At 65.8% G+C, this 24940-nt stretch carries 26 protein-coding genes; 18 read left to right on the forward strand and 8 right to left on the reverse strand.

The features are described from left to right. Window positions 1-50: 50 nt before the first annotated feature. The 6 genes from RX333_RS08495 (at window position 51) to RX333_RS08520 (ending at window position 3935) form a co-directional block, all read left to right on the forward strand. Window positions 51-458, forward strand: a complete 408-nt coding sequence (locus RX333_RS08495) for a DUF2852 domain-containing protein (protein ID WP_316014500.1) — start codon at window positions 51-53, stop codon at window positions 456-458. Window positions 459-526: 68 nt separating this feature from the next. Continuing rightward, entirely contained in the window at window positions 527-1000 is a 474-nt protein-coding gene (locus tag RX333_RS08500; RefSeq protein ID WP_316014501.1) for an RDD family protein, read from the forward strand. A 78-nt stretch (window positions 1001-1078) separates the two neighbouring features. Beyond that, window positions 1079-1891 (forward strand): arginyltransferase, encoded by an 813-nt coding sequence (locus RX333_RS08505; RefSeq protein ID WP_316014502.1) that lies wholly within the window; start codon window positions 1079-1081, stop codon window positions 1889-1891. A 102-nt stretch (window positions 1892-1993) separates the two neighbouring features. After that, window positions 1994-2422: a hypothetical protein gene (locus tag RX333_RS08510; RefSeq protein ID WP_316014503.1), complete on the forward strand. Its 429-nt coding sequence runs from the start codon at window positions 1994-1996 to the stop codon at window positions 2420-2422. A 191-nt stretch (window positions 2423-2613) separates the two neighbouring features. After that, window positions 2614-3249 (forward strand): hypothetical protein, encoded by a 636-nt coding sequence (locus tag RX333_RS08515; protein WP_316014504.1) that lies wholly within the window; start codon window positions 2614-2616, stop codon window positions 3247-3249. Window positions 3250-3422: 173 nt separating this feature from the next. After that, a complete protein-coding gene (locus RX333_RS08520; protein WP_316014505.1) occupies window positions 3423-3935 on the forward strand; it encodes a hypothetical protein in 513 nt (170 codons plus the stop codon). Window positions 3936-4008: 73 nt separating this feature from the next. Here the strand turns inward: RX333_RS08520 and RX333_RS08525 are convergent, their stop codons facing one another. The 3 genes from RX333_RS08525 to RX333_RS08535 all read right to left on the reverse strand — a co-directional run bounded on the left by RX333_RS08525 (window position 4009) and on the right by RX333_RS08535 (window position 8520). Then, complete coding sequence (locus tag RX333_RS08525) at window positions 4009-6375, reverse strand: TRAP transporter large permease subunit (protein WP_316014506.1); 2367 nt, start codon at window positions 6373-6375, stop codon at window positions 4009-4011. Between the two features lie 12 nt (window positions 6376-6387). Beyond that, window positions 6388-7293: a C4-dicarboxylate ABC transporter permease gene (locus tag RX333_RS08530; protein ID WP_316014507.1), complete on the reverse strand. Its 906-nt coding sequence runs from the start codon at window positions 7291-7293 to the stop codon at window positions 6388-6390. A 144-nt stretch (window positions 7294-7437) separates the two neighbouring features. Beyond that, window positions 7438-8520 (reverse strand): TRAP transporter substrate-binding protein, encoded by a 1083-nt coding sequence (locus tag RX333_RS08535; protein WP_316014508.1) that lies wholly within the window; start codon window positions 8518-8520, stop codon window positions 7438-7440. Between the two features lie 263 nt (window positions 8521-8783). Here RX333_RS08535 and RX333_RS08540 point away from each other — a divergent pair, with 263 nt between their 5' ends. The 8 genes from RX333_RS08540 to RX333_RS08575 all read left to right on the forward strand — a co-directional run bounded on the left by RX333_RS08540 (window position 8784) and on the right by RX333_RS08575 (window position 15308). After that, window positions 8784-9314, forward strand: coding sequence for a dihydrofolate reductase family protein (locus tag RX333_RS08540; RefSeq protein ID WP_316014509.1), 531 nt, complete (start codon window positions 8784-8786; stop codon window positions 9312-9314). 102 nt (window positions 9315-9416) lie between these two features. After that, window positions 9417-10820 (forward strand): cache domain-containing protein, encoded by a 1404-nt coding sequence (locus RX333_RS08545; protein WP_316014510.1) that lies wholly within the window; start codon window positions 9417-9419, stop codon window positions 10818-10820. Then, a complete protein-coding gene (locus RX333_RS08550) occupies window positions 10817-11449 on the forward strand; it encodes a response regulator transcription factor (RefSeq protein ID WP_316014511.1) in 633 nt (210 codons plus the stop codon). The genes RX333_RS08545 and RX333_RS08550 overlap by 4 nt, the downstream gene beginning before the upstream one ends. A 286-nt stretch (window positions 11450-11735) precedes the next feature. After that, on the forward strand, window positions 11736-13487 hold the full coding sequence (locus RX333_RS08555) for an acetolactate synthase 3 large subunit (RefSeq protein WP_316014512.1): 1752 nt from the start codon (window positions 11736-11738) through the stop codon (window positions 13485-13487). An 8-nt stretch (window positions 13488-13495) separates the two neighbouring features. Continuing rightward, window positions 13496-14008: a hypothetical protein gene (locus RX333_RS08560; RefSeq protein ID WP_316014513.1), complete on the forward strand. Its 513-nt coding sequence runs from the start codon at window positions 13496-13498 to the stop codon at window positions 14006-14008. Next, the gene (ilvN, locus tag RX333_RS08565; protein WP_316014514.1) at window positions 14008-14571 is read left to right on the forward strand and encodes an acetolactate synthase small subunit; all 564 of its coding nucleotides are present in this window, start codon (window positions 14008-14010) and stop codon (window positions 14569-14571) included. The genes RX333_RS08560 and ilvN overlap by 1 nt, the downstream gene beginning before the upstream one ends. A gap of 58 nt (window positions 14572-14629) precedes the next feature. Next, a complete protein-coding gene (locus RX333_RS08570; protein ID WP_316014515.1) occupies window positions 14630-14836 on the forward strand; it encodes a hypothetical protein in 207 nt (68 codons plus the stop codon). Between the two features lie 226 nt (window positions 14837-15062). Next, window positions 15063-15308 carry a GlsB/YeaQ/YmgE family stress response membrane protein gene (locus tag RX333_RS08575; protein WP_316014516.1) on the forward strand — a complete coding sequence of 82 codons (246 nt, stop codon included), beginning with the start codon at window positions 15063-15065 and terminating at the stop codon, window positions 15306-15308. Between the two features lie 66 nt (window positions 15309-15374). Here the strand turns inward: RX333_RS08575 and RX333_RS08580 are convergent, their stop codons facing one another. The 3 genes from RX333_RS08580 to RX333_RS08590 all read right to left on the reverse strand — a co-directional run bounded on the left by RX333_RS08580 (window position 15375) and on the right by RX333_RS08590 (window position 16689). After that, entirely contained in the window at window positions 15375-15698 is a 324-nt protein-coding gene (locus RX333_RS08580) for a hypothetical protein (RefSeq protein WP_316014517.1), read from the reverse strand. Window positions 15699-15799: 101 nt separating this feature from the next. Further along, a complete protein-coding gene (locus RX333_RS08585) occupies window positions 15800-16237 on the reverse strand; it encodes an Lrp/AsnC family transcriptional regulator (RefSeq protein ID WP_316014518.1) in 438 nt (145 codons plus the stop codon). Beyond that, window positions 16234-16689: an Lrp/AsnC family transcriptional regulator gene (locus RX333_RS08590; RefSeq protein ID WP_316014519.1), complete on the reverse strand. Its 456-nt coding sequence runs from the start codon at window positions 16687-16689 to the stop codon at window positions 16234-16236. The genes RX333_RS08585 and RX333_RS08590 overlap by 4 nt, the downstream gene beginning before the upstream one ends. A gap of 131 nt (window positions 16690-16820) precedes the next feature. Between RX333_RS08590 and ilvC the strand changes: the two genes are divergently transcribed. Beyond that, window positions 16821-17843: a ketol-acid reductoisomerase gene (ilvC, locus tag RX333_RS08595; RefSeq protein ID WP_316014520.1), complete on the forward strand. Its 1023-nt coding sequence runs from the start codon at window positions 16821-16823 to the stop codon at window positions 17841-17843. Between the two features lie 135 nt (window positions 17844-17978). After that, window positions 17979-18548, forward strand: coding sequence for a hemerythrin domain-containing protein (locus RX333_RS08600; RefSeq protein ID WP_316014521.1), 570 nt, complete (start codon window positions 17979-17981; stop codon window positions 18546-18548). Here the strand turns inward: RX333_RS08600 and RX333_RS08605 are convergent. Beyond that, window positions 18545-18922, reverse strand: coding sequence for a VOC family protein (locus RX333_RS08605; protein ID WP_316014522.1), 378 nt, complete (start codon window positions 18920-18922; stop codon window positions 18545-18547). The genes RX333_RS08600 and RX333_RS08605 overlap by 4 nt on opposite strands. A gap of 97 nt (window positions 18923-19019) precedes the next feature. On the opposite strand from RX333_RS08605, the gene secG reads away from it, so the two are divergent. Together secG and RX333_RS08615 are read left to right on the forward strand one after the other, a co-directional pair. After that, window positions 19020-19427: a preprotein translocase subunit SecG gene (gene secG / locus RX333_RS08610; protein ID WP_316014523.1), complete on the forward strand. Its 408-nt coding sequence runs from the start codon at window positions 19020-19022 to the stop codon at window positions 19425-19427. Window positions 19428-19587: 160 nt separating this feature from the next. Further along, window positions 19588-21231: a CTP synthase gene (locus tag RX333_RS08615; protein WP_316014524.1), complete on the forward strand. Its 1644-nt coding sequence runs from the start codon at window positions 19588-19590 to the stop codon at window positions 21229-21231. Between the two features lie 80 nt (window positions 21232-21311). On the opposite strand, the gene RX333_RS08620 is transcribed toward RX333_RS08615, so the two are convergent. Then, window positions 21312-24734: an indolepyruvate ferredoxin oxidoreductase family protein gene (locus RX333_RS08620; RefSeq protein ID WP_316014525.1), complete on the reverse strand. Its 3423-nt coding sequence runs from the start codon at window positions 24732-24734 to the stop codon at window positions 21312-21314. Between the last annotated feature and the right edge of the window lie 206 nt (window positions 24735-24940).

A 24940-nucleotide genomic window follows, 5' to 3' on the forward strand; every position in this document is an offset into this window, starting at 1 on the left:
TTCCCATCTATGTTAATGTGAATAACATTTACATAGGAAAGGCCCCCACGATGTCCTCCGCAACAGCTTATCTCTCCAACGCCGAATCCTGGCTCGACCAGCGCGGCAAGGGAGCCTGGATCGCCGCGATGGTGCTGGGCTTCATCGTCTTCTGGCCCGTCGGCCTCGCCCTTCTGTTCTACATGATCTGGAGCAATCGCATGTCCTGCACCAAGACCCGTAACCGCGCCCGCCGCATGGGCCCCCGTTCGACTGGAAACACCGCCTTCGACGCCTATCGCGACGAGACGATCCGTCGCCTGGAGGAGGAGCAGGAAGCGTTTCACGCTTTCATGGACCGCCTGCGCACCGCGCGGGACAAGTCGGAGTTCGACCAGTTCATGACCGAGCGCCGCGCGCGCAAGGACAAGACTCTCGACGCGGACGACGCCGAGACCCCTGCCCCCGTGCAGGGCTGACCCACGGGACTGGCCCCGGACGCTTCGGGGCCATATCTCCCCAACCGACACAACGGAAACGAAGGATCATGACACAGACACGCGCCTACAATCCCAATTACGAGGCCCCGCGCGCCAGCGGGCTGCCCGACCCTGCGACCGATCCGCAATTCTATGACGGCGTGCCGTCGCGGCGTCTGATCGCCTGGGTGCTCGATGTCGCGATCATCACCGCGCTTTGGCTGGTCTTCGGTATCCTGACGCTGGGTCTGGGCTGGTTGCTGCTGCCGTTCTGGCTGGTCGTCAGCTTCCTCTACCGGACCTTCACGATCTCCGGCCGTTCGGCCACCTGGGGGATGCGGATGATGGGGATCGAGTTCCGCGACGGGTTCGGGCAGCGGTTCGGCTTCGGCCAGGCGCTGGTTCATACCGGCCTCTATGCCCTGTCGCTGAGCTTCATGTTCACGCAGGTGGTCAGCATCTTCCTGATGGGCGGGACGGCCCGCGGGCAGGCGCTGCACGACATCCCGCTGGGCTCGACCGCGATCAATAGCCCCGACTGACCTCGCACCAGGGCGCGCGCCGATTGACAGCGGCGCGCAGACACCCCACCTTCGAGGGCCTAGCTTCTCGGAAACTCCATGCGCCACCTCACCCCGAACGTTCCGCAGTTCTACGTCACGGCCCCGCAGCCGTGCCCGTACCTGCCCGGACGGGTGGAGCGCAAGCTGTTCACCGCCCTGCACGGCCCCGACAGCCAGCGTCTGAACGACAAGCTTTCCGCGCAAGGGTTCCGCCGGTCGCAGAACGTGCTCTACCGGCCCTCCTGCGCCGATTGCTCGGCCTGCCTGTCGGCGCGGATCCGGGTCGCCGACTTCAAGCCCTCGCGCAATCTGCGACGCATCACGCGCCGGAACGCGGACCTGACACGCACCGGCAACTCCCCCTGGGCGACCGAGGAGCAGTATGAGCTGTTCCGCCGCTATCTCGACCATCGTCACGCCGATGGCGGCATGGCCGACATGGACATGTTCGAGTTCGCCGCGATGGTGGAGGAGACGCCCGTGCGCAGCCGGGTGATCGAATATGCCGACGCGCAGGGCGAACTTACTGCCACGTGCCTGACGGACGTGCTCGATGACGGGGTGTCGATGGTCTATTCCTTCTTCGAGCCTGACGCGCCGGAGCGCTCGCTCGGCACCTACCTGATCCTCGACCATGTCGAGATCGCGCGCGAGGCGGGGCTGCCTTACGTCTATCTCGGTTACTGGGTCGCGGGGTCGCTCAAGATGGGGTACAAGGCCCGCTTCCGCCCGCTCGAAGTCTATGCTCAGGGGAGGTGGCGCGATCTCGCCGAATATGAGGCGTCGGGTGAGCCGCACAGCACCCGCGGCCACGAGGATCCGATCCAGGCGCAGGTCTCGGCCATCCAGCTTCCCGACGGGCGGCTCTGACCCCTCCGCTCGATCGCATCGCGAAACCTTTGACCGGCCGAGCCGTTGATCTGGCGACCCCGCCTGTCGCGGGACGGTAACGGATCGAAGGGATCGAGTATCATGACCAGCGTAAAAACCCTCCTCATCGCAGCCTCTGTCGCGGCACTCGGCGTGTCGGCCGAAGCACAGTCCACCGTCCGCGTGACCGGCAATATGGGCGACAGCTCGGCCGACCAGCCCAGCATCGCCGAACTGGCGCGCGAGACCCGTGGAGAGGTCCGGGCCATCACCGGCGGCGCCGATGTGGAGGTCTTCGCGGCCCGCCGTCTCACGCCCACCGATGGCCGCCTGATCCGCGGCGAAGTCGAGGGCGCGCTGGCGGGTGCCTTCGCCACGACGCAGGATGACGACGTCTCCAATCTCGATACCCTGGCCGAGGGCGTCGATCCCCTGCTGCTGCCGCCGCGTGACCGGCGCCTCGTCGACGGATCCTTCGCGATCGACCGCTCAGACGCGCAGTTCGACCGCCTGATCCGTCGCGCAAACTGAGATGCTGTCTACCAGCGCTGCTTTCGGAAAAACCCGCCGGGCGATCGGCGGGTTTTTGCTTATCTTACGGTAAAATCTCACATTTCCGGAGAAATGTGATGGGAACTCCTGCAACCGCCTTCGTTAAGACACGTTAAACAACCGAGCGCGGCACTCAGTCCGCTCGTGTCATAGATTAGGAGTGTTTCCAGATGACCATTCTGACCAAGGCCCTTGCAGCCACCACAGCCCTGACCCTCGCCGCCGCCCCGCTTGCCGCTCAGACGAGCGCAGACGTGACGACGACGGGAAAGACCGGTTCCTCGCGGATCCTGCTGCAGCAGGACGCCGATAACTCGGTCGACACGGTCGGCGATGCGGCCGTCGCGACCGGAGATGCCGCGACCGACCTGGTCGGCGGTGCCGTGGATCTGGTCGGCGACACGATCAGCGCAGGCGGTGACCTGATTTCGGCCGGTGGCAACGCCATCGCCGACATCATCAACGGGCCGGGTGCCGATATCACGACGACCGCGACGGTCTACCGCGTCGTCCCTGCGACCGAGCTCGATGCCCGCCTCGCCACCGGCTCGCCTACCGGCGACCTCGACAACGCCACGCTGATCGGCTCCTACGTGAGCACCCTCGACGGCACGACGATCGGACGCATCGACGAGGTCGAGCGGACCGAAGCCGGGGCCCTGCAGACGCTGTCGCTGAACACGGCCGCGACCGAAGCCGAGGTCAACCTGACGGCGGAGGCCACCTACATGGTCGATGACGGCATCGTCCTCGCCCTGACCGACGCCGAGTTCGTCGAAGTGGTGAACGCGGTTCCCGCGGACTGATCCCGCATCTCGGCATCATCTTGCCGAAGCAAACCCGTCCGGCACGTCCGGGCGGGTTTTTTCGTGTGAAAACAACCGATACATGAGGATTCTTTGAACCTTGGCAGGGGGCATACGTTGATCACCCGCATGGCAGGACGTCGTGCGATTTGACTGATTTAGGAGTATCGAAGATGACTTTTGTGACCAAGGCACTTGCCGCCACCACCGCCCTCACCCTGGCCGCCGTCCCGCTGTCCGCGCAGGTCGCCGACAGCACGATGGACGTCGACCTGGTCGAGGAAGCGGCGACACCGAACAATACCGGCTATTACGTCGATCCCGCCGATGCGATGCTGTTCGAGAGTGTCGAGGGCAAGGTCGACCTGACCGACCGCATCACGATCTACAACGTGGTCGATGAAACCGTGATTTCCGAGCGGATGTCCACCGGCACCTCGCTCACGACCTTCGACGACGTCGAACTGGTCGGCACCGAGGTCCGCAGCCTCGACGGCACGCGCATCGGCGCCGTGACCGTGGTCGAGACCTATGACGACGGCACCAGCCGCGTCCTGTCGCTCGACACCGCCAACGAGGCCGCGACCGTCACGCTCGCCGCCGACAACACCTTCATGACCGATGACGGGTTGGTCTATGCACTGACCGACGAAGAGCTCGTCGAAGTCATGACCGTCCGCAACTGATAAGCGGATGTCGAAAGGCCCGCCCGGAGCGATCCGGGCGGGCCTTTTTTGCGTTTGCAGACGTGTTCCGGCCTCAGTTCCGGCCGAGCAGGTCCGGCACGATCGTCACGATGGACGGGAAGGCCCAGAGCAGCGCCAGACCGAGCACCTGGATCAGCACGAACGGGATCACGCCGCGATAGATGTGCCCGGTCGTCACCTCCTTGGGCGCAACACCGCGCAGGTAGAACAGTGCGAAGCCGAAGGGCGGTGTCAGGAACGAGGTCTGCAGGTTCACCGCGATCATGATCGTCACCCATTTGGGATCGAGCGTGCCGCCATAGATCACCGGCCCGACGATGGGGATCACGATGTAGATGATCTCGAGGAAGTCGAGCACGAAGCCCAGAACGAACAGCACCAGCATCACGATCAGGAAGACCCGGAACTCGCTGTCGAAGCTCTTGAGGAAGTCCTGGATGTAATGCTCGCCACCGAAGGAGATCAGCACCAGATTCAGCATCTGGGAGCCGATGAGGATGGCGAAGACCATCGCCGTGACCTTCGCCGTCTCCCGCACCACGGGCGTCAGAACGCCCCCGATCCACAGCACCCAGCACGCGTAGAGCATGGTCAGCATCGAGATGCCGTAGGCCACCAGCGTCACGTAATAGGCGATGCGGTTCTCCAGCGAGACCTCGGCCAGCGTGATCCGCAGGTCGAAGATCGTGCCGACGACCAGCATCAAGAGGATGGCGAGCGTGCCCCACAGGATCGGCGCGGGCGACTTGCCCGGCGTCTCCTCCAGCTTGCGGTAGGCGGCGAGCAGGATCGCGCCGGCCGCCCCCAGCGCCGCGGCGGGCGTGGGATTGGTGATGCCGCCGAGGATCGAGCCCAGCACCGCCACGATCAGCACCAGCGGCGGGAAGACCACGCGCAACAGCTCGTTCTGGCCCAGCCGCTTGAACGAGGCCCGCATCGCGTAGGCCAGCATGGCGAACGGCACCAGCAGGATCAGGAAGGCCGTGCCGGGAGAGGTGCGCGGATCGATGAACAACAGGTCGAGCACCAGCCCCAGACCGATCGCACCGACCCCGATCAGGAGCGGACGCCGCGAATAGGTCGGGGCCACGCCCATCGCCAGCGCCATGGTGATCCCGGCCAGCACCCAGACCAGCGCCAGATTGGACGAGATCGGCGCGGCATCGACGATCGCGCGCGCACGTGCCTCGCGGATCTGCTCGGGGCTCAGTTCGCGCTCTTCCTGAGTGAGCGTGCCGCCCGCGGCGTCGATCTCTGCCTGCTGGGCGACGGCACGGTCCCACTTCGCCTGCCCGTGACGCTCGATCATCGAGGCCTGGCACTCGGCCGAGACGTTGGTCCGCAACTCGGCCTGCGCGCCCTGCTCCGCGACGCTCGAGACGTTGATCGCCTGGGAGCCGACGATGCCGACCTGCCCAAGTCCGATCGCGAACAGGATGATCGCCACCGGCGCGGCCACGAACCAGGTCACGTTGTGGTAGCGCCCGACGATCTGCACGTCGCGATCCGCAGGTGCGACCGGCGGCGCCTTCTTGGGGAAGAGCAGCGCGAAGCCGAACGCATAGGCGCCGTAGAGGAAGGCGAGGAAGATGCCCGGCAGCAGCGCCGCCTGGAACAGCGTCCCGACCGAGAGCACCGCGGGCTCGCCCAGGAAGGTCAGCGCGTCGGGGCACATGTTGGCCTGCGCGAATTCCTCCTGCGCGGTGGAGTAGAGATCCCCCGCCAGCGTGCCCAGAAGGACGATCACGATGGAGGGCGGGATGATCTGCCCCAGCGTGCCCGAGGCTGCGATGACCCCGGTGGACAGCTCCGGCGAATAGCCGTTGCGCAGCATGGTCGGCAGCGCCAGCAGGCCCATCGTCACCACGGTCGCGCCGACGATGCCGGTGGAGGCGGCGAGGAACGCACCCACCACGACGATCGACACCGCCAGACCGCCCGGCAGCGGTCCGAAGACCCGCGCCATCGTGGTCAGCAGGTCGTTGGCGATGCGCGAGCGTTCCAGCGTAATGCCCATCAGGACGAACATCGCGACGGCCAGCAGCGTCTCGATGGACGGACCGGCGAAGACCCGCTCGTTCATCCGATTGGTGATCAGCGCGATGGTGCGGTCGAACTCCCGCTCCCACCCTTGCGCGAAGAGCGGCTCTGTATAGGTCGGCAGATCCGGGTAGCGGAACAGCGAGATCGTGTCGCGCGCCACCCCGCTCGCCACCAGTTCGGCATATTCGGCCGAGCGGTCGTCGACCGCCTGGTGGATCAGGATGCCCGCATCCGACAGCGCTGCGAGGATGCCGAAGGCGATGATGCCCGCCCCACCGATGGAGAACGCCACCGGATAGCCCGACATGATCGCGCCGAACAGGCAGGCGAAAGTGATGATCAGGCCGATTTCGACCCCGTCCAGACCGAAGAACATGCGATCCGCCCCTTAGTGGATTTCTGCGGCCGTCTCGGCGATCTCGTCGCCGATGCGGTCCTTGTCGAGATATTTGTCGGCGCTCGCGGGTCCCTCGATATATTCGAGCAGCGAGCGGTAGAAGAAGCTCCACGCCATCAGGAACATCAGGCCCGCGAAGCTGAGGATCAGCACCTTGAACATCCAGTACTGGTCGAAGCCGTTTGGGCTGAAGCCGATGGTCTCCACGTTCCAGCGCAGCGCGCGCGCCTTGGTCATCAGACGATCCAGCGTGTCGGTGGGCGCCACGGGCGGCGTCACGAGATTGCGCCACATGAAGAACCAGGCGAAGAGCCACACGATCACGGTCAGCGGCATCAGGAAAAACAGAGAGCCGATCATGTCGACGATCTTCTTGGTGCGGAACTTGATGCCCGCGTAGAACAGGTCGACGCGCACATGGCCGCCCTGCACGAAGGTGTAGCCGACGCAGAGCGCCACGATCATGGCGTTGTAGAGCTTCAGCTCTTCCGACCACCAGGAGATGTCGCGCGTGAACTGGAAGGGCGTGTCGGGGATGCCCACGGTGATCGCGGCCTCGCGGAAGATGCGCTGGAGGAAGACGATCATCACCTGCTGCAGCACCATCAGCAGGCCCGCATAGGCGAAGATGCGCCCGATCCAGTTCTGCCCGAACTCGATGGTGCGCACCACGCCCCACAGGAACGGGCGGAAGAACAATCCGATCACCAGCAGGATCAGCATGATGACCGTGACGGCGAAGAACAGCTCGACCGACGCGCCATAATAGATGAAGCGCATCAGGGACTGCTTATCCTCTTCCCAGTTCGTCCAGGCGGCGAGATTGCCCAGTGCGATGAAGATGCCCGTGATGCCGGACCAGAGATTGACGAAAAACCAGCTCAGCGCGTCGAGCATTCCGGGCCACCCGTGTCGAAGGTCAAGTTGAGGCGCGCGGGGCTGTGCCCCACGGTCCGATTGCGACGCGGCCCGCAGGCGAATGCGGTCCTGCGCCGAAGGCGCCCCCGGTAACGGGGACGCCTCGATCTCAGGTAACGGGGATCAGCCCAGGACGCGGTCGCGCTGCGCGGTGTACACGCCCGAGGAGCGCGCGATCCAGTTGGAGGACTTCTCCATCGACTCCATCGCGGAGTTGTGGATGCGGGCATAGAGCTCGTCACCCATGTTCTCCTCCAGAACCTCCTGCGAGGCCTGGCCGAACGCATCCCAGACCGCGTCGGGGAATTCGCGGACGGTGACGCCTGCGGACTGCAGACGCTCCAGCGCGGCACCGTTCTCGGCCATGAACTGGGCGAGGTTGATGGAGTGCGAGGCCGCCGCGACGTTCTGGATGATCGCCTTGTGCGAGTCGCTCAGCTCGTTCCACACGTCGAGGTTGGTGGTCAGCGACAGACCCGCGCCCGGCTCGTGGAAACCGGAGGTGTAGTAGGTCTTCGTGATCTCCTGGAAGCCGGCCTTCTCGTCCGCCCAGGGGCCGATCCACTCGGTGCCGTCGATCGCACCGGAGGCGAGCGCCTGGTACACTTCCGCGCCGGGGATGTTCTGCACGGATGCGCCGAGGCGACCCAGCGCCTGGCCGCCGAGGCCGGGCATGCGGAACTTGAGGCCGTTGAAGTCCTCGGGGGTGTTGATCTCTTTCGAGAACCAGCCACCGGCCTGCGCGCCCGTGTTACCCGCGAGGAACGGCTTGAGGTTGAAGATGGAGCCGAGCTCGTCATGCAGCTCCTGTCCACCCATCCAGTAGTACCAGTTCTGCAGCTCCTGCGCCGTCATGCCGAAGGGCACGGCGGTGAAGTAGGCGAAGCCCGGATGCTGGCCGACGAAGTAGTAGTCCGCACCGTGATACATGTCCGCCTGGCCGGAGGACACCGCATCGAACACCTCGAACGCGCCGACGAGCTCGCCCGCGGCCTTCAGGTCGATGGTCAGCGCGCCGTCGGTGGCGGCGGTGATCTGGTCGGCGCAGCGCTGCGCGCTGTCGTGCACACCGGCGAGGCCGCGGCCCCAGGTGGTCACGAGGGTCAGCGTGCGACGGCCCTGTGCATAGGCCGGTGCGGCCAGCGTGGCGGCCGCGGCAGCGGTCCCGCCGATCGCGGAATTCTTCAGAAAGGAACGACGATCCATAGATACCTCCCATTGGCGCCCACCCTGTTGAAGCGGGCGGATCGATTAACGCAGGAACCCTAGACCGGGACGTCGCGTCGCGGGAATACCCGAAAACCCGTAGGGCGGCGAAAAATCGCCGATCCTTGCCGACAGCGCATCCATGATATAGACGTCGGCAACCGATCGAAGGAGTGCGTGTCGTGACCAAAGCTGTCTGAGACAGATCCACCGGCCCTGACGGGACCGGCCAACGACACCAATTTTTTCGAAAGGGAGATCCCATGCGATCCCTTACCTACGACGTTGCGGCGTCGCTCGACGGCTTCATTGCCGGACCTGGCGGCGACGTGTCTGCATTTCCTCACGAGGGCGCACATGTCGTCGCCTATCAGGAACGCCTCGGCAGCTATCAGACCGTAATCATGGGGCGAGCGACCTACGAGTTCGGCTATGCGTTCGGCCTGCAACCGGGCGCGCGCGCCTATCCGCGTATGGACCATCACATCGTTTCCGCCGGTATCGACCTGCCCTCTGGATCGGATGTCAGCGTCATCCGCGGCGACATTCCCGGCGCGGTGCGGCGGCTGAAGTCCAAACCGGGCGGCGACATCTATCTGTGTGGCGGCGGACGGCTGGCGGGGCTGTTGCTCGATGCGGGCCTGATCGACAGGGTGCTCATCAAACGCGCGCCCGTCATCCTCGGGTCGGGCACGCCGCTCTTTTCAGATGCAGACGCGCATGATCTCACCCCGCTGGGCGTCGAGGCCTACGAGAGCGGCGTCGTGCTGGAGCGTTACGCCACGCGGGCTTGATGACTTGCGGGGGCGTGATCACACGTCCCCGCAGGACCGGGGCTTGGCCCGGATGGCCTGGACGGACTATCCTCGCGCACCGCTCGCGCCATCGGACCTGCCATGCCCGCCTTGCCCCGCCCGTCCTACGGACAGAAGATCTTCCTGCTCGCCACCCTGCCGCTGGTGCTGGCCGTGGCCGCGATCGCGGCACTCGTCGCCCACCAGTCGCGACAGCTGGCCGAGGAGGAGATCGCCTTTCTCGAAGAGACCCTGCTGGAGACCAAGCAGGCGGAGCTGGCCAACTACATGGCGCTCGCACGCAACGCGATCTACCACATCTACGGCCCTGCCGGCATCGACGACGACGAGGCCAAGACCCGTGCGGCACAGATCCTCGCCGCGATGACCTACGGCAATGACGGCTATTTCTTCGTCTACGACTATGACGGCACGAACATCGTCAGCTCCCGCCAGACGGAGCTCATCACCCGTAACCTGATCGACCTGACCGACAGTACCGGCACCCCGGTGGTCGAACCGCTGATCGACCTCGCCCGGCGCGGCGGCGGCTATCACGAATATGTCTGGCCCAAGCCCTCGACAGGGGAGGAGAGCCCGATCGTGTCCTATGTGGTCGGCCTGCAGGACTGGCGGTGGGCAATGGGCACCGGCATCTTCATCGACGACGTGCGCGCGCAGGTCGCGGCCACGCGGGCCGAAATGGAGGCGCGCATCCGCGACACCTTCTACTGGATCGCCGGGATCACGCTGATCGTACTACTGGGCGTCTTCGCCTCCGGCATGCTCATCAACCTGCGAGAGCGGCGGCTGGCGGACGAGAAACTGGCGGTACTGACACAACGCATCGTCCATACGCAGGAGGAGGAGCGCGGCCGCGTCGCGCGCGAGTTGCACGACTCCATCTCGCAGATCCTCGTGTCGATCCGCTACGGGCTGGAGCTGGCGCGGCGCAAGATCGCCACCGGAGCGCCGGATGTGGGCTCCACGCTCGACAAATCCTCCGACGGGCTGACCACCGCGATCCACGAGGTGCGCCGCATCAGCCGCGACCTGCGGCCCGCCGCCCTCGACGATCTGGGCCTGTCGCCGGCCATCAAGTCGCTGGCCGAGGATTTTCAGGAGCGCACCGGCATCGCCACCCGCCTGCGCACGGTCGCGCTGCGCAACTCCCTGACCGCCGAGGGAAAGACCGCCATGTTCCGCATCGCGCAGGAAGCGCTCACAAATATCGAGCGGCATTCCGGCGCGACCGAGGTCGATATCGAGATCCGCCCGCACCGCCGCGGGGCGGCCATGACCATCACCGACAATGGCCATGGCTTCCAGCGCGGCGGGCGCGCGTCGCCCGGCATAGGCCTGCGCAACATGGCCGAGCGCATCGAGCATCTGGGCGGTACCTTCAACATCCGCTCCAGCTCCAACGGCACGCGCATTGACGCCGACCTCCCGCCGTCGCATCTGCGCAGCGGCGCGCCCATCGCCGACAGGAAGGAACCCGCATGACCCCGATCCGAGTGATCCTCGTGGACGACCACCCCCTTGTGACCGACGGCGTGCGCGCGGTGCTGGAGACCTACGATCAGATCGAGGTGGTCGAGACGCTCACCAACGGGCGCGACGCCGTCGACCGTATCGGCGATCTGCGCCCCGACATCATGCTGATGGACCTCAACATGCCGGGCATGAACGGGCTGACCGCGACCGAACTGATCCTGGAGCGGGCCCCCGACACCCGCATCATCGTGCTGTCGATGCACGACAACCCCGAATACATCTCCACCGCACTGCGCTACGGTGCCAAGGGCTATCTGCTCAAGGACGTGCCCACCGACGAGATCGTCACCGCCATCGAGACGGTCCATGCGGGCGAGACCTATCTGTGCACCGGAACCGAGGGCGCACTGAAGCCCGACGAGCTCGGCGACCGCGAACCGCTGACCAGCCGCGAGCAGATGGTGCTGCTGCGCCTCGCGCGCGGGCATTCCAACAAGGAGGTCGCGCGCGATCTCGACATCTCGGTCCGCACGGTCGAGACCCATCGCAAGAACATCAAGCGCAAGCTCGGCATCGACACCACCGCAGGGCTGACCCGCTACGTGCTGGAGAGCGGATTGCTCGGGCTCGACGATTGAATGTCGCGCAGGTGCGGGGCTGCGACATTTAATGTCGGAAAAGCGGCCTCCCGCGTCACTTTCTCTGCGATATCCGGTTGACCTCCGCGATTCTGCCGGTAAGAAAGGTTTCGCAAGGCATGAGGACCGACATGAACATCGCACTCGTACTTATTGGATGGCGCGCCTGACGCGGGGATGACCTCCCCACGGCAGCTGGCGCGCATGACCCCCCGACGGGGGTTTTTTTATGCCTTGCACGAACGCAATCGGGGCACCCTCGCCCCGCAGGATCAGGAAGACAGCCATGACCCGCATGTCAGGAGCCGAAATCGTCGTCAAAGCCCTCCGCGACCAGGGCGTCGATACCGTATTCGGGTATCCCGGCGGCGCGGTGCTTCCGATCTATGACGAGATCTTCAAGCAAAACGACATCCGCCACATCCTCGTCCGGCACGAGCAGGCCGCGACCCATGCCGCCGAGGGCTACGCCCGCTCCACCGGCAAGCCGGGCGTCGTGCTCGTCACCTCCGGCCCCGGTGCGACCAATGCCGTGACCGGGCTGACGGACGCGCTGATGGACTCGATCCCGCTGATCGTGCTGACCGGGCAGGTCCCGACCTTCATGATCGGCAACGACGCGTTCCAAGAGGCCGACACCGTCGGCATCACCCGCCCCTGCACCAAGCATAACTGGCTGGTGAAGGAGACGGATGCGCTCGCCTCCACGCTGCATCAGGCGTTCCATGTCGCGACCTCGGGCCGCCCAGGCCCCGTGCTGATCGACATCCCCAAGGACGTGCAGTTCGCTCAAGGCACCTACGTCAAGCCCGAGAAGGCGGACAAGGGCCACTACGCCCCGCGTCTCAAGGGCGATATCGACGCGATCACGCAGGCGGTCGAGCTTTTGGAGACGGCCAAGCGACCCGTGCTTTACACCGGCGGCGGCGTCATCAACTCCGGCCCCGCGGCCACCCAGCTGCTGCGCGAGCTGGCGGAGGCGACAGGCTTCCCCGTCACCTCGACGCTGATGGGGCTGGGCTGCTATCCCGCCTCCGGTCAGGCGTGGCTGGGGATGCTGGGGATGCATGGCACCTACGAGGCCAACATGGTGATGCACGGGGCCGACGCGATGATCTGCATCGGCGCCCGCTTCGACGATCGGATCACCGGGCGCACGGACGCGTTTAGCCCGAAGTCGAAGAAGGTCCATATCGACATCGACCCCTCCTCGATCAACAAGAACATCCGCGTGGACATCCCCATCGTCGGTGACGTCGCCCACGTGCTCGAGGACATGCTGCGCATCTGGAAGAGCCGCGGCCGCAAGACCAATTCCGAGGCGCTCGCCAAATGGTGGAAGCAGATCGAGGAGTGGCGGGCGGTCAAGTGCCTCGGCTACGTCCAGGAAGGCAAGACCATCAAGCCGCAATACGCGTTGGAGCGGCTGGAAGCGCTGACCAAAGGCCGTGACCGCTACATCACCACCGAGGTCGGCCAGCACCAGATGTGGGCCGCGCAGTACCTGGGCTTCGAGGAGCCGAACCGCTGGATGACCTCCGGCGGGCTCGGGACGATGGGCTACGGCTTCCCCGCCTCGATCGGCGTGCAGCTCGCCCATCCCGAGGCGCTGGTCATCAACGTGGCCGGCGAGGCGTCCTGGCTGATGAACATGCAGGAGATGGGCACGGCCATGCAGTTCCGCGCGCCGGTCAAGCAGTTCATCCTCAACAACGAACGGCTGGGCATGGTCCGCCAGTGGCAAGAGCTGCTGCATGGCGAGCGCTACTCGCACAGCTGGTCGGAGAGCCTGCCCGATTTCGTCAAGCTGGCTGAGGCGTTCGGGGCCAAGGGCATCCTGTGCACCGACCCCGACGATCTGGACGACGCGATCATGGAGATGCTGAACCATGACGGCCCTGTCATGTTCGACTGCGTCGTGGAAAAGCACGAGAACTGCTTCCCGATGATCCCGAGCGGCAAGGCCCATAACGAGATGCTGCTGGGCGACGCCTCCACCCGCAACGCCATCGCCGACGGCGGGGCGGTGCTGGTGTGAGCAAGGGTATGCAAAGCAAGATCCGCGCGCTGGTGGCCGGCGCACTTCTCGCGGCGATCGCCGGGTGCACTCCGCCGATGCCGAGACTGGATGCGGCCGCACTGCGTGATCTCTATAAGGATCGCACACTCATGGCCTATCTCGACGGCTACGGTACGGCCATCGAATATCTCGCTCCGGACGGCACGGCTCATCTCTGGTCCTATTTCGAAGATGACATCCCCGATGGACGTTGGTGGACGGAAACGCGACCCGACGGTATCGCGCAGATCTGCTTCCAGTATTTCTCGGACCTCACTCCCGCCCGTGCGGACGGGGAGGAGGGAGCGGGTTGTTCGACCGATGTAGAAATCAAGGAACGGACCTACGAACTGGTCGCCGGTGATCCTTTCGCTCTCGAAGCGAGCAGGTCGGTGCCGTTCGCTCTCGCACAAGGTACCCGCGTGACGCTCGCCGAGGCCGCCCAACGCGCAGGCGTCACGGCACCGCTGGGTCCGAACCTCGCTGATTGGAGAAACTGATGTCCCCCCTCGACCTCAAGAAAGGCAGCTCGCGAAAGAGCGCCTATGACCTCAAGACCCCCTTCTCCGACAATGACGAGCGGCACACGCTCGCCGTGCTGGTCGACAACGTGGATGGCGTGCTCGCCCGCGTGATCGGCCTGTTCTCGGGGCGGGGCTACAATATCGACAGCCTGACCGTGGCGGAGGTCGACCATACCGGCCACCGCTCGCGCATCACCATCGTCACGCGCGGCACGCCGCAGGTGATCGTGCAGATCAAGCACCAGCTGGAGCGGATGGTCGTCGTCCACGATGTGCACGACCTGACCGTGGAGGGCCCCGCGGTGGAGCGGGAGCTGGCCTTGGTGAAGGTTCGCGGCACCGGCGACGTGCGGGTCGAGGCGCTGCGCACGGCGGAAATCTTCCGCGCGCGGGTCATGGATACCACGACCGAGAGCTTCGTCTTCGAGCTGACAGGCGCCCCGGACAAGATCGACGCCTTCGTCGAGCTGATGGTGCCTCTCGGCCTCGTCGAGGTGGCGCGCACCGGCGTCGCGGCGATCGCGCGCGGGGCGGATTGAAATATCGAGGTCCCGGATCGGTCAGTCGAAAGCTCGAGCCCCCGAGATTGCGGCACTCGTGAAACTGCTGCGGGAGGGCGGCTGCGACGCGGCTTTCCTGGACGAGGAAAGCTGCTTCCGCGATACGGGCGATCGGTTGTTATCGGTTGCGCCATATACCGACCATACCGGACGCAAGTTGACGGAGGTCGAACTGTGGCGGCCGGAGGGAGATGACGGGGATCGTTCGCTCTCAGCCGAGGACGTGGTGGCCTGCCTGCCGTAATTGAAACGTCAAGCGGAGTCGCAACTCCACACGATCGAGAGAAGTCCGATCCAACGGCTCCTCCAATCGGGTGTCTTACCGTCGGGTGTCCGGCCCGATCGGTGACGCGGGCCCCGTGCATTCGCGGCGCGGTCGTCGTCGGATGGCCATGCAGCAGCCCGGATTTGACGCGGGACGCGCCCGACCCACTTCTTTGCGAAGCGAACGCAACGACAGGAGGTTTTCAATGGGTTGGCTCGTCGCAATCATCGTGGGTGCCCTCGCGGGCTGGATCGCCGAGAAGATCATGAAGGCCGATCACGGCCTGCTCACCAACATCATCCTCGGCATCGTCGGTGCGCTGGTGCTGAACTTCATCCTCGGCCTGGTGGGCCTCGGCTTCGCCGCGACCTTCTTCGGCCGTCTGATCGCGGGCATCATCGGTGCCTGCCTGCTGATCTTCATCTGGCGGGCGGTCAAGGGCCGCACCTGACGGTTTATCGCGATCCCCGGATCACATCGAGGGCGCCCTCTGGACCGGAGGGCGCCCTTTTTCGTGTCAGCCGGTGCAGGTGATGCGAACCGTCTCGCGGATCGTATGGTTGAAGGGACGGCCCGAGGTGCCCCGCCGCCATGCACTGCGGGAGATGTCGTTCGCGCCATGCGCCTCCCACCCCTCGGGGCAGGTCGCGTCCGCCATGCGGTGGATCTCGTCGCGCCGCTGCCGCTGATGCTCGGCCGTGTCGGTCGTCGCCGGGGTCACGGCGAAGACCTCGTAGACGGGTCGGCCATTCGCCTCGCCCGCCGGTCGGGCGACGTTCTCGCCGGTGCAGGCGGTGAGTGCGAAGGCGGCCAGGGTGGGCGCTGCGAATCTGAAGATCATCGGTGGTCCTTGTCGTTGTGCAAGACGTGGCTACCCGAGGGCGTGCCACGGTTCCGTGCGGTTAGTCACAGACCGGGCAAAAGCACGCAACCGTCTGCCGGTCATTTCTCCTCGCTCAGCAGCACGTTGGACTCCACGTCGCCGACCCCCGGCAGGGTCATGATGCGGCGGCGCAAGATGCGCTCGAAATCGGCGAGGTCTCGGGCGACGACGCGGACGCGGTAGTCGTAGACGCCGATCACCTGCTGGACGAGCTGCACCTCGGGGATGGCGACGATCGCCCGCTCGAAATCGCCCATCGCCCCCCTGCCCCGCGCGGCGAGCTTGATGCCGAGGAACACCGTCACGCCGAAACCGAGCTTCGCGGCGTCGAGCCGCAGGGCGCGACCCGTGATCACGCCCGCCTCCTCCAGCCGCCGGATGCGGCGATAGGCGGCGGGCTGGCTGAGGCCGACCGCCTCGCCCACTTGTTTGGCGTTCAGGCCGCCATCGGCGCGCAGGACGTCGAGGATGGCTTGGTCCGTGTCGTCGAGCGTCATAGCGGCAGCGCCTCGCTGTTCTTCAGTTCCGCCATGAGCATCAGGCTCTCGACGTCGAGGATATGCGGCAGGGCCATGATGCGGTCGCGGTAGATCTGTTGGTAATGGGCGAGGTCGCGCGCGACCACGTCCATGCGCACGTCGACGCGACCCAGAAGGGTCTGGATCGCCTCGACCTCCGGGATCCGCCGCGCCTCCGCCAGGAATGCGTCGAAGGCATTGCGCGCGGTCTTGTCGAGCGTGATGCGCAGGAAGACCTGCACCTCCAGCCCCAGCTTGCGCCGGTCGATCAGGATGCGGCGCCCGGCGATGATGCCGTCGCGCTCCATCCGTCCGATGCGCCGCCAGCAGGGCGCATGGCTGAGGCCCGCCCGCTCCGCGATGGTGGCGACGGAGGCGGCGGGGTCGGCCTGCATCTGGCGTAAGATGCGGCGGTCCGTATCGTCGAGCATGAGTTTTTCGCATTTATGGCATTTGACGCATTCATATTCGCCCAGATGGCAAAGATACGCAAATTTCGGGGGATGACGCCCGCTCGACAGTCGGTACTGTGCAGCCAATCGAAACCAGAAAGGAGACCGCCATGCGCGTCTATTACGATCGTGATTGCGACATCAACCTCATCAAGGACAAGAAGGTCGCCATCCTCGGCTATGGGAGCCAAGGCCACGCCCACGCGCTGAACCTGCGCGATTCCGGCGCGAAGAACCTGGTCGTCGCCCTGCGCGACGGCTCCCCTTCGGCCAAGAAGGCCGAGGGCGAAGGCCTTCAGGTCATGGGTATCGCGGAAGCGGCGGCCTGGTGTGACGTCATCATGTTCACCATGCCCGACGAGCTGCAGGCGGAGACCTACAAGAAATACATCCACGACAACCTCAAGGAAGGTGCGGCCATCGCCTTCGCCCACGGTCTGAACGTCCATTTCGGCCTGATCGAGCCGAAGCCGGGCGTCGACGTGATCATGATGGCGCCCAAGGGCCCCGGCCACACCGTGCGCAGCGAGTACACCAAGGGCGGCGGCGTGCCCTGCCTCGTCGCCGTCGATCAGGACGCGACCGGCAAGGCGCTGGAGATCGGGCTGAGCTACTGCGCGGCCATCGGCGGCGGACGCTCGGGCATCATCGAGACGAATTTCCGCGAGGAGTGCGAGACCGACCTGTTCGGCGAGCAGGCGGTGCTGTGCGGCGGTCTGGTCGAACTGATCCGCTGCGGCTTCGAGACGCTGGTCGAGGCGGGCTACGCCCCCGAGATGGCCTATTTCGAGTGTCTGCACGAGGTGAAGCTGATCGTGGACCTGATCTACGAGGGCGGCATCGCCAACATGGATTACTCGATCTCCAACACTGCCGAGTACGGCCAGTACGTCACCGGCCCGCGCATCCTGAACTACGACGAGACCAAGGAGCGGATGAAGGCCGTGCTGAAGGACATCCAGGACGGCAAGTTCGTGCGCGACTTCATGCTGGAGAACGCGGTGGGGCAGCCGACGATCAAGGCGGCGCGTCGTCACAACGACGAGCACCAGATCGAGCAGGTCGGCGCGAAGCTGCGCGAGATGATGCCGTGGATCTCGGACGGCAAGATGGTCGACAAGGCCCGCAACTGAGCGGGCCCGAAACGACTGCGACGACGGCGCGGGCCTGCGCCGTCGTCCCCCCCGGCGGGAGGGGAGACAATCTGTTCCCGCCCCGGCAACGGCTTCCGGCTGGCCTTGCCGCGTCCGGGCGCCTAGATCACCCATATGGATCTATCGCTCGACACCCGCACCGAACTGCCAGACGCGCTGCGCGTCCTGCTGGACGCCTACCCGCGCGAGACCTGGGAGGGGCACGCCAATTTCGGCGAGCTCATCCGCTTCTGGCTCGACAAGCATCTTGCCTTCCGCCGGATGAACGCGATGCTGCGCGAGGGGACCGAAGCCTTCCTCGACGACATGGGCGATCCGCAGCGCTTCGGGCGGGAGACGGCGCGCGTCGGCCAGATGATGCTGCAGCACCTCCACGGGCATCACACGATGGAGGACACGCATTACTTCCCCGTCCTGGTCCGGCAGGACGCGCGGTTGGAGCGTGGGTTCGAGATGCTGGACGGCGATCACCATGCGCTCGATGGGCACATGGCGGGCTTTGCCGACGGCGCGAACGCGCTGTTGCAGGCGATCCGCGCGGGCGAGGGCCTGCGCGACGCGGCGGGCGCGTTCCATGCGCGCACGCAGGGGTTCGAGCGGTTCCTCGACCGGCATCTGACGGATGAGGAGGATCTGATCGTGCCGGTCCTGCTGAAATACGACCCGGCCGAGTTCCGCCACTAACCCGCGATCTTCTGTCCGAAGGAGATCAGCAGCGCGTCCTCGTCGATCACGTGGAACTCGCGTTGTCCGTAATAGGTGTCGAAGGGTGCGCGGACGCGGCCTTCGGGCAGCGTGTCGAGCATCGGCTTCATCTCGGCATGGAGCCCGTCGAGATCCTCCACGTCGATATAGCAATGCTGCTGGCGCGCAGGGTCGGAGAGGTCCATGCCCTCCTCGACCTGCAGGAGGCGCAGCGCGACGGCATCGCGCCGGATGAAGGCGTAGTTGTCATCGCGAAAGCCGAGCGCGAAGCCCAGCACCTCGCGATAGAAGCGCAGCGCGCGGTCCATGTCGGCCGTCAGGACGAACGGCGTGATCTGTGTCAGGCGCGGCATGGCGACTCTCCTCAAATCGGGGGCTTTTCGCATCGACACCCCCCCGGCCCTTTGATATTGAGCCTCGCATCGTCACCAGACACCGCACGGGTCCGCAATGGAAAACGTCCTTCTCGTCATCCTGCTTCTGCTCGCACTCGCGCTGATCGGCGTGGTGCTGATGCAACGCTCCGAAGGGGGCGGCCTCGGCATGGGCGGCGGCGGCGGCGGGCTGACCTCGGGTCGCGGCGCCGCGACCGCGCTGAGCAAGGTGACGTGGATCCTGGCGGCCGCCTTCCTGGGTCTGTGTGTGCTGCTGACCATTCTGGCCGCTCAGCGGACCGGCGATTCCAGCGTGCTCGACGGCTATTCGGGCGGGGTGGAGCAGCCGCAGCGCGATCCGTCGCTGCCCGCGGACCTGCAGGGCGACCTGCTGCCGCCTTCGATCGGCGATGACGAGGTGGCCGTGCCGCCCGCCGATGACGCGGCCCCGGCCGTGGACGACGCGGCACCCGCCGCCGACTGACACCCATCCATCGCGTCCACCGCGTCCCCGTCCGCAAGATCGGGGGGCGGGCCTTGCCGGAATCATCCTGACCGGCTAAGGCTCGAGTCCCGTGGCGTGGCGCGTTTTCGAACACGAGAACCACGCGGCAATCCGCATTGCCGGCACGGGGGAATATTTCATGGCACGCTACATCTTCATCACCGGAGGCGTCGTCTCGTCGCTGGGCAAGGGGCTCGCCTCGGCCGCGCTCGGCGCGCTGTTGCAGGCGCGCGGCTATTCGGTGCGGCTGCGCAAGCTCGACCCCTATCTCAACGTCGATCCCGGCACGATGAGCCCGTTCGAGCATGGTGAGGTTTTCGTCACCGATGACGGGGCGGAGACCGATCTGGACCTCGGGCATTACGAGCGGTTCACCGGCGTCGCGGCGCGATCCACCGACAGCGTGTCCTCGGGCCGGATCTATTCCACGGTGCTGGAGAAGGAGCGGCGGGGCGAGTACCTCGGCAAGACGATCCAGGTGATCCCGCACGTCACCAACCAGATCAAGGAATTCCTGGAGATCGGTGCGGACGAGGTCGATTTCATGCTGTGCGAGATCGGCGGCACGGTCGGGGATATCGAGGGTCTGCCCTTCTTCGAGGCGATCCGCCAGTTCGGGCAGGAGAAGCCCGCGGGCCAGTGCATCTTCATGCACCTGACGCTGCTGCCCTTCATCGCAGCATCCGGCGAGCTGAAGACCAAGCCGACCCAGCACTCGGTCAAGGAACTGCGCTCCATCGGCATCGCGCCCGACATCCTCGTCTGTCGGGCGGAGCAGCCGATCCCGACCAAGGAGCGCGAGAAGCTGGCGCTGTTCTGCAACGTGCGGGCGGAGCGGGTGATCGCGGCGCTCGACCTCAAGTCGATCTACGAGGCGCCGCTCGCCTATCACCGCGAGGGGCTGGATCAGGCCGTGCTCGACGCGTTCGGCATCTCCCCTGCCCCGGCGCCGAAGCTGGAGCGCTGGCACGACGTGGCCGACCGGATCTACAACCCCGACGGCGAGGTGCGCATCGCGGTGGTGGGCAAGTACACGCAGCTCGAAGACGCCTACAAGTCGATCAGCGAGGCGCTGACGCATGGCGGGATGCACAACCGGGTGAAGGTGCGCACCGAGTGGATCGACGCGGAGATCTTCGATCAGGACGATCCGGCCCCGTATCTGGAAGGCTATCACGGCATCCTGGTGCCCGGCGGCTTCGGCGAGCGGGGGACGGAAGGCAAGATCAAGGCCGCGCAATACGCGCGCGAGAACGGCGTGCCCTATTTCGGCATCTGTCTGGGCATGCAGATGGCCGTGGTCGAAGCGGCGCGCAACATGGCGGGCATCGGCAAGGCGGGGTCGGAGGAATTCGACAACGAGGCGGGCGTCGACCGCTACGAGCACGTCATCTACCACATGAAGGAGTGGAACGAGGGAAACCGCACGGTGCAGCGCTCGATCGACGACGACAAGGGCGGCACGATGCGGCTGGGCGCCTATGACGCAACGCTGGTGCCGGGCAGCCGGATCGCGGAGATCTACGATGCGGGTGACATTTCCGAGCGCCACCGCCACCGCTTCGAGGTCGACATCAAGTACAAGGACCGGCTGGAGGATGCGGGGCTGTGCTTCTCGGGTCTGTCGCCCGATGGGGAGTTGCCGGAGATCGTCGAGATCCCCGAGCATCCCTGGTTCGTCGGCGTGCAGTTCCACCCGGAGCTGAAGTCCAAGCCCTTCGAGCCGCACCCGCTCTTCGCGAGTTTCGTGCGCGCGGCGATGGACAAGTCGCGGCTGGTCTGAGGCATCTGTCGCGCGATGAGAAAACCCGCCGGGGCTGATGGCCACCGGCGGGTTTTCGCGTATTTTCGGGAAGCTGAAGGTTACTGCGCGGCCTGGAGCGTCGGTGTGCCGCCCTCGCGGAACTGGGCGAGCAGCTCCTCACGCCGTTTCGCGGCGGCCTCGGCATTGGCCTGCTTGACATGGCCGAAGCCGCGGATCTGCAGGGGCAGCAGCGCGAGGGCCACGGCGGCGTCATGGGTGTTCGCGTCGATCGCGGGGATCAGATCGTCCATGTCCGTCTCGTATTGCGCAATCAGCGCGCGCTCCATCCGGCGCTCCTCGGTCCGGCCGAACGGGTCGAGGGCGGTGCCGCGCAGGTGCTTGCCGTGCCGCAGGATCTTCAGCGCCTTCAGCATCCAAGGGCCGAACTCGGTCTTGCGCGGATGGCCTTGGCTGTCGGTCTTGCCGAAGATGGGCGGGGCCATGTGGAAGCGCATTTCGCGCACGTTGTCGAATTTCTCGGCCACGGCGCCTTCGAGCGTTTCGGCGTGGAGGCGGGCGACCTCGTATTCGTCCTTGTAGCTCAGAAGCTTGTGGTAGCCTCGGGCGACGGCGAGACCGAATTCCTCGCTGACCTCGGACGCGCGGGCGACGAGGGCGCGGTAGCGGTCGGAGAGTTTTTCGTTCTGATAGTGCGCGAGGTGATCGGCGCGGTACGCGATCTTCTCGGCGGGGCTGCGTTCCTCCTCGACCGTGCGCGGGGTGTGGAGAAGGGACGCCGCCTCCTGCGGGGCGTGGACGGCCCAGCGACCCAGTTCGAAGGCGCGCTTGTTGCCCTCGACGCCCGCGCCGTTCAACTCCACCGCGCGCATCAGCGCCGCCTTGCTCAGCGGCACCAGACCTGCCTGCCACGCCCCGCCCAGCATCAGCACGTTCGCGTAGATCGCGTCGCCGAGCACCGCCTCGGCCAGGCGCGTGGCATCGAGGAAGGCGAGCGCGTCCTCGCCCAGCCGGGCGCGCAGGGCGAGCCCCATGCGGTCGGTCGGCAGCTGGAATTCGGTGTTGCGGGTGAAGTCGCCGGTAATGATCTCGTGGCTGTTGCAGACCGCGCGGGTGCGGCCGCGAGTCATCAGGCCAAGCGTCTTGGAGCCTGCGGCCACCACCATGTCGCCGCCGATCACGCCGTCGGCCTCCCCCACCGCGACGCGCACGGCTGAGATGTCGGACGGTTTCTCGGCGATGCGGGCGTGGATGTGGACCGCACCGCCCTTCTGCGCGAGGCCCGCCATTTCCATGACGCCCGCGCCCTTGCCTTCGAGATGCGCGGCCATCGCGATCAGGGCGCCGACCGTCACCACGCCGGTGCCGCCAACGCCGGTGATGACGAGGTTATGTGTCCCGTCGATGGTCGGCAGCGTGGGTTCGGGCAGGTCGCCGATCTCCACATCGGTGATCGCGGCCTTCTTCACCGCGCCGCCCTCGACGGTGACGAAGCTGGGGCAGAACCCTTCGAGGCAGGAGAAGTCCTTGTTGCACGAGGACTGGTCGATCTGGCGCTTGCGGCCCAGTTCGGTTTCGAGCGGCAGGATCGAGACGCAGTTCGATTTGACGCCGCAATCGCCGCAGCCCTCGCAGACCGACGGGTTAATGAAGACGCGGCGGTCGGGATCGGGGAACTTGCCCCGCTTGCGGCGGCGGCGTTTCTCGGCGGCGCAGGTCTGGATGTAGAGGATGGCGGAGACGCCCTCGACCTCCCGCAACTCCTTCTGCACGGCGTCGAGCTCGGTCCGCTCGCGCATCTCGATGGGGAATTGCGACGGGTCCACGTCTTCCTTCGGATCGTAGACGCCGACGATGCGCTTGACGCCCAATGCGAGGAGTTCACGGGCGATCTGGAGCGCGTCGAGTCCGCCTTCGTTGGCCTGCCCGCCGGTCATGGCGACGGCGTCGTTGTAGAGGATCTTGTAGGTGATGTTGGTGCCGGCGGCGAGGGCTGCGCGGATCGCCTGCACGCCCGAGTGGTTATAGGTGCCGTCGCCGAGGTTCTGGAAGACGTGGGGGGTCTTGGAGAACGGCGCCTCGCCGATCCAGTTTGCGCCCTCCCCGCCCATATGGGTGAAGCCCACCGTCTCCCGGTCCATCCATTGCACCATGTAATGACAGCCGATGCCCGCGTAGCCGCGCGAGCCCTCGGGCACCTTGGTCGAGGAGTTGTGCGGGCAGCCCGAGCAGAACCAGGGCAGGCGGGCGGCGATTTCCTCAGCATTGTCGGCCTTGGCCGCCGCATCCAGCACCTCCATCGCCTTCGTCAGACGTTCGGAGGTGACGCCCTCCTCGGTCAGCAGGCCGCCGAGCTTGCGCGCGATCATGACGGGATCGAGCGCGCCCTTGACGGTGAACAGAAGCGAGCCGTCCTCTTTCTTCCAGCCGATGACGCGGCGGCCGCGGCGGTCGTCGAAGATCGCCTCCTTGATCTGCACCTCGATCAACTTGCGCTTTTCCTCGACGCAGATGATGAGGTCGAGATCTTCCGACCAGTCCTGCATGGATTTCATGTCGAGCGGCCAGGGCATGCCCACCTTGTAGGTGGTGATGCCGAGCCGCTCCGCCTCCGCCGCGTCGATGCCCAGCAGGTCGAGCGCGTGGACGGTGTCGAGCCAGGACTTGCCGGAGGAGACGATGCCGATGCGTGCGCCGCGTTGCCCATGCACACGGCGGTCGAGCCTGTTGGCGCGGCCGAAGGCTTCGGCGGCGAAGCGCTTGTAGTCGTGGAGCCGCGCCTCCTGCTCGGTCGGGCTGTCGCCGAGGCGGATGTTGAGGCCGCCTTGCGGCATCTCGAAATCGGTGGGCAGCGTGACATCGACCCGGTCGGGGGCGCCGTCAACGACCTCGGTGACTTCGATCGTGTCCTTGAGGCACTTGATGCCAACCCAGCAGCCCGAGTAGCGGCTCAGCGCCCAGCCCATGATGCCGTAATCCAGCACCTCCTGAACGCCGGCAGGTGCGAGGATCGGCATCAGCGCATCGACGAGGGCGAATTCGGATTGGTGCAGCACGGTCGAGCTTTCGCCCGTATGGTCGTCGCCCATCGCCACCAGAACGCCGCCAAGCGCGGAGGTTCCGGCCATGTTGGCGTGGCGGAATACGTCGCCGGAGCGGTCGACGCCCGGTCCCTTGCCGTACCAGAGCCCGAAGACGCCGTCATGCTTGCCCTCGCCGCGCAGCTCGGCCTGCTGGGCGCCCCAGAGTGCCGTGGCGGCGAGATCCTCGTTCAGTCCGGACTGGAAGATCACGCCCGCCTCGGCAAGTTGTTTCGAGGCGCGCATCATCTGCTGATCGACGCCCCCCAGCGGCGAGCCGCGATAGCCGGTGACGAGACCGGCGGTGTCGTGACCCGCGGCCCGGTCGCGCGCGGCCTGCATCAGCGGCAACCGCACGAGCCCTTGGATGCCGCTCAGCAGCACGTGGCGCTTGTCGAGATCGAAACGGTCGTTCAGGCTTACGTCCTGCAATGACATTGGCATTCTCCCCATGACGTGCGGCGCTTCGGCGGCACCGTCTCATCGTGTCTGACGTAAAGGTAGGTCATAATAACTGACCTTCCAAGGGTTTTCTGATGCAAGCGAATGTCGTGCGATGACAGGGGGTTCTGCGCCCCACCCTTCCAAAGTTGGAGATTTTCCGGGTAATTTTGGAAAACAACATATGTAAGGTGTGTTGAGATTTCCCG

This window comes from Roseobacter sp. HKCCA0434 (genome assembly GCF_032464675.1).
Taxonomy (GTDB): Bacteria; Pseudomonadota; Alphaproteobacteria; order Rhodobacterales; family Rhodobacteraceae; genus Pontivivens.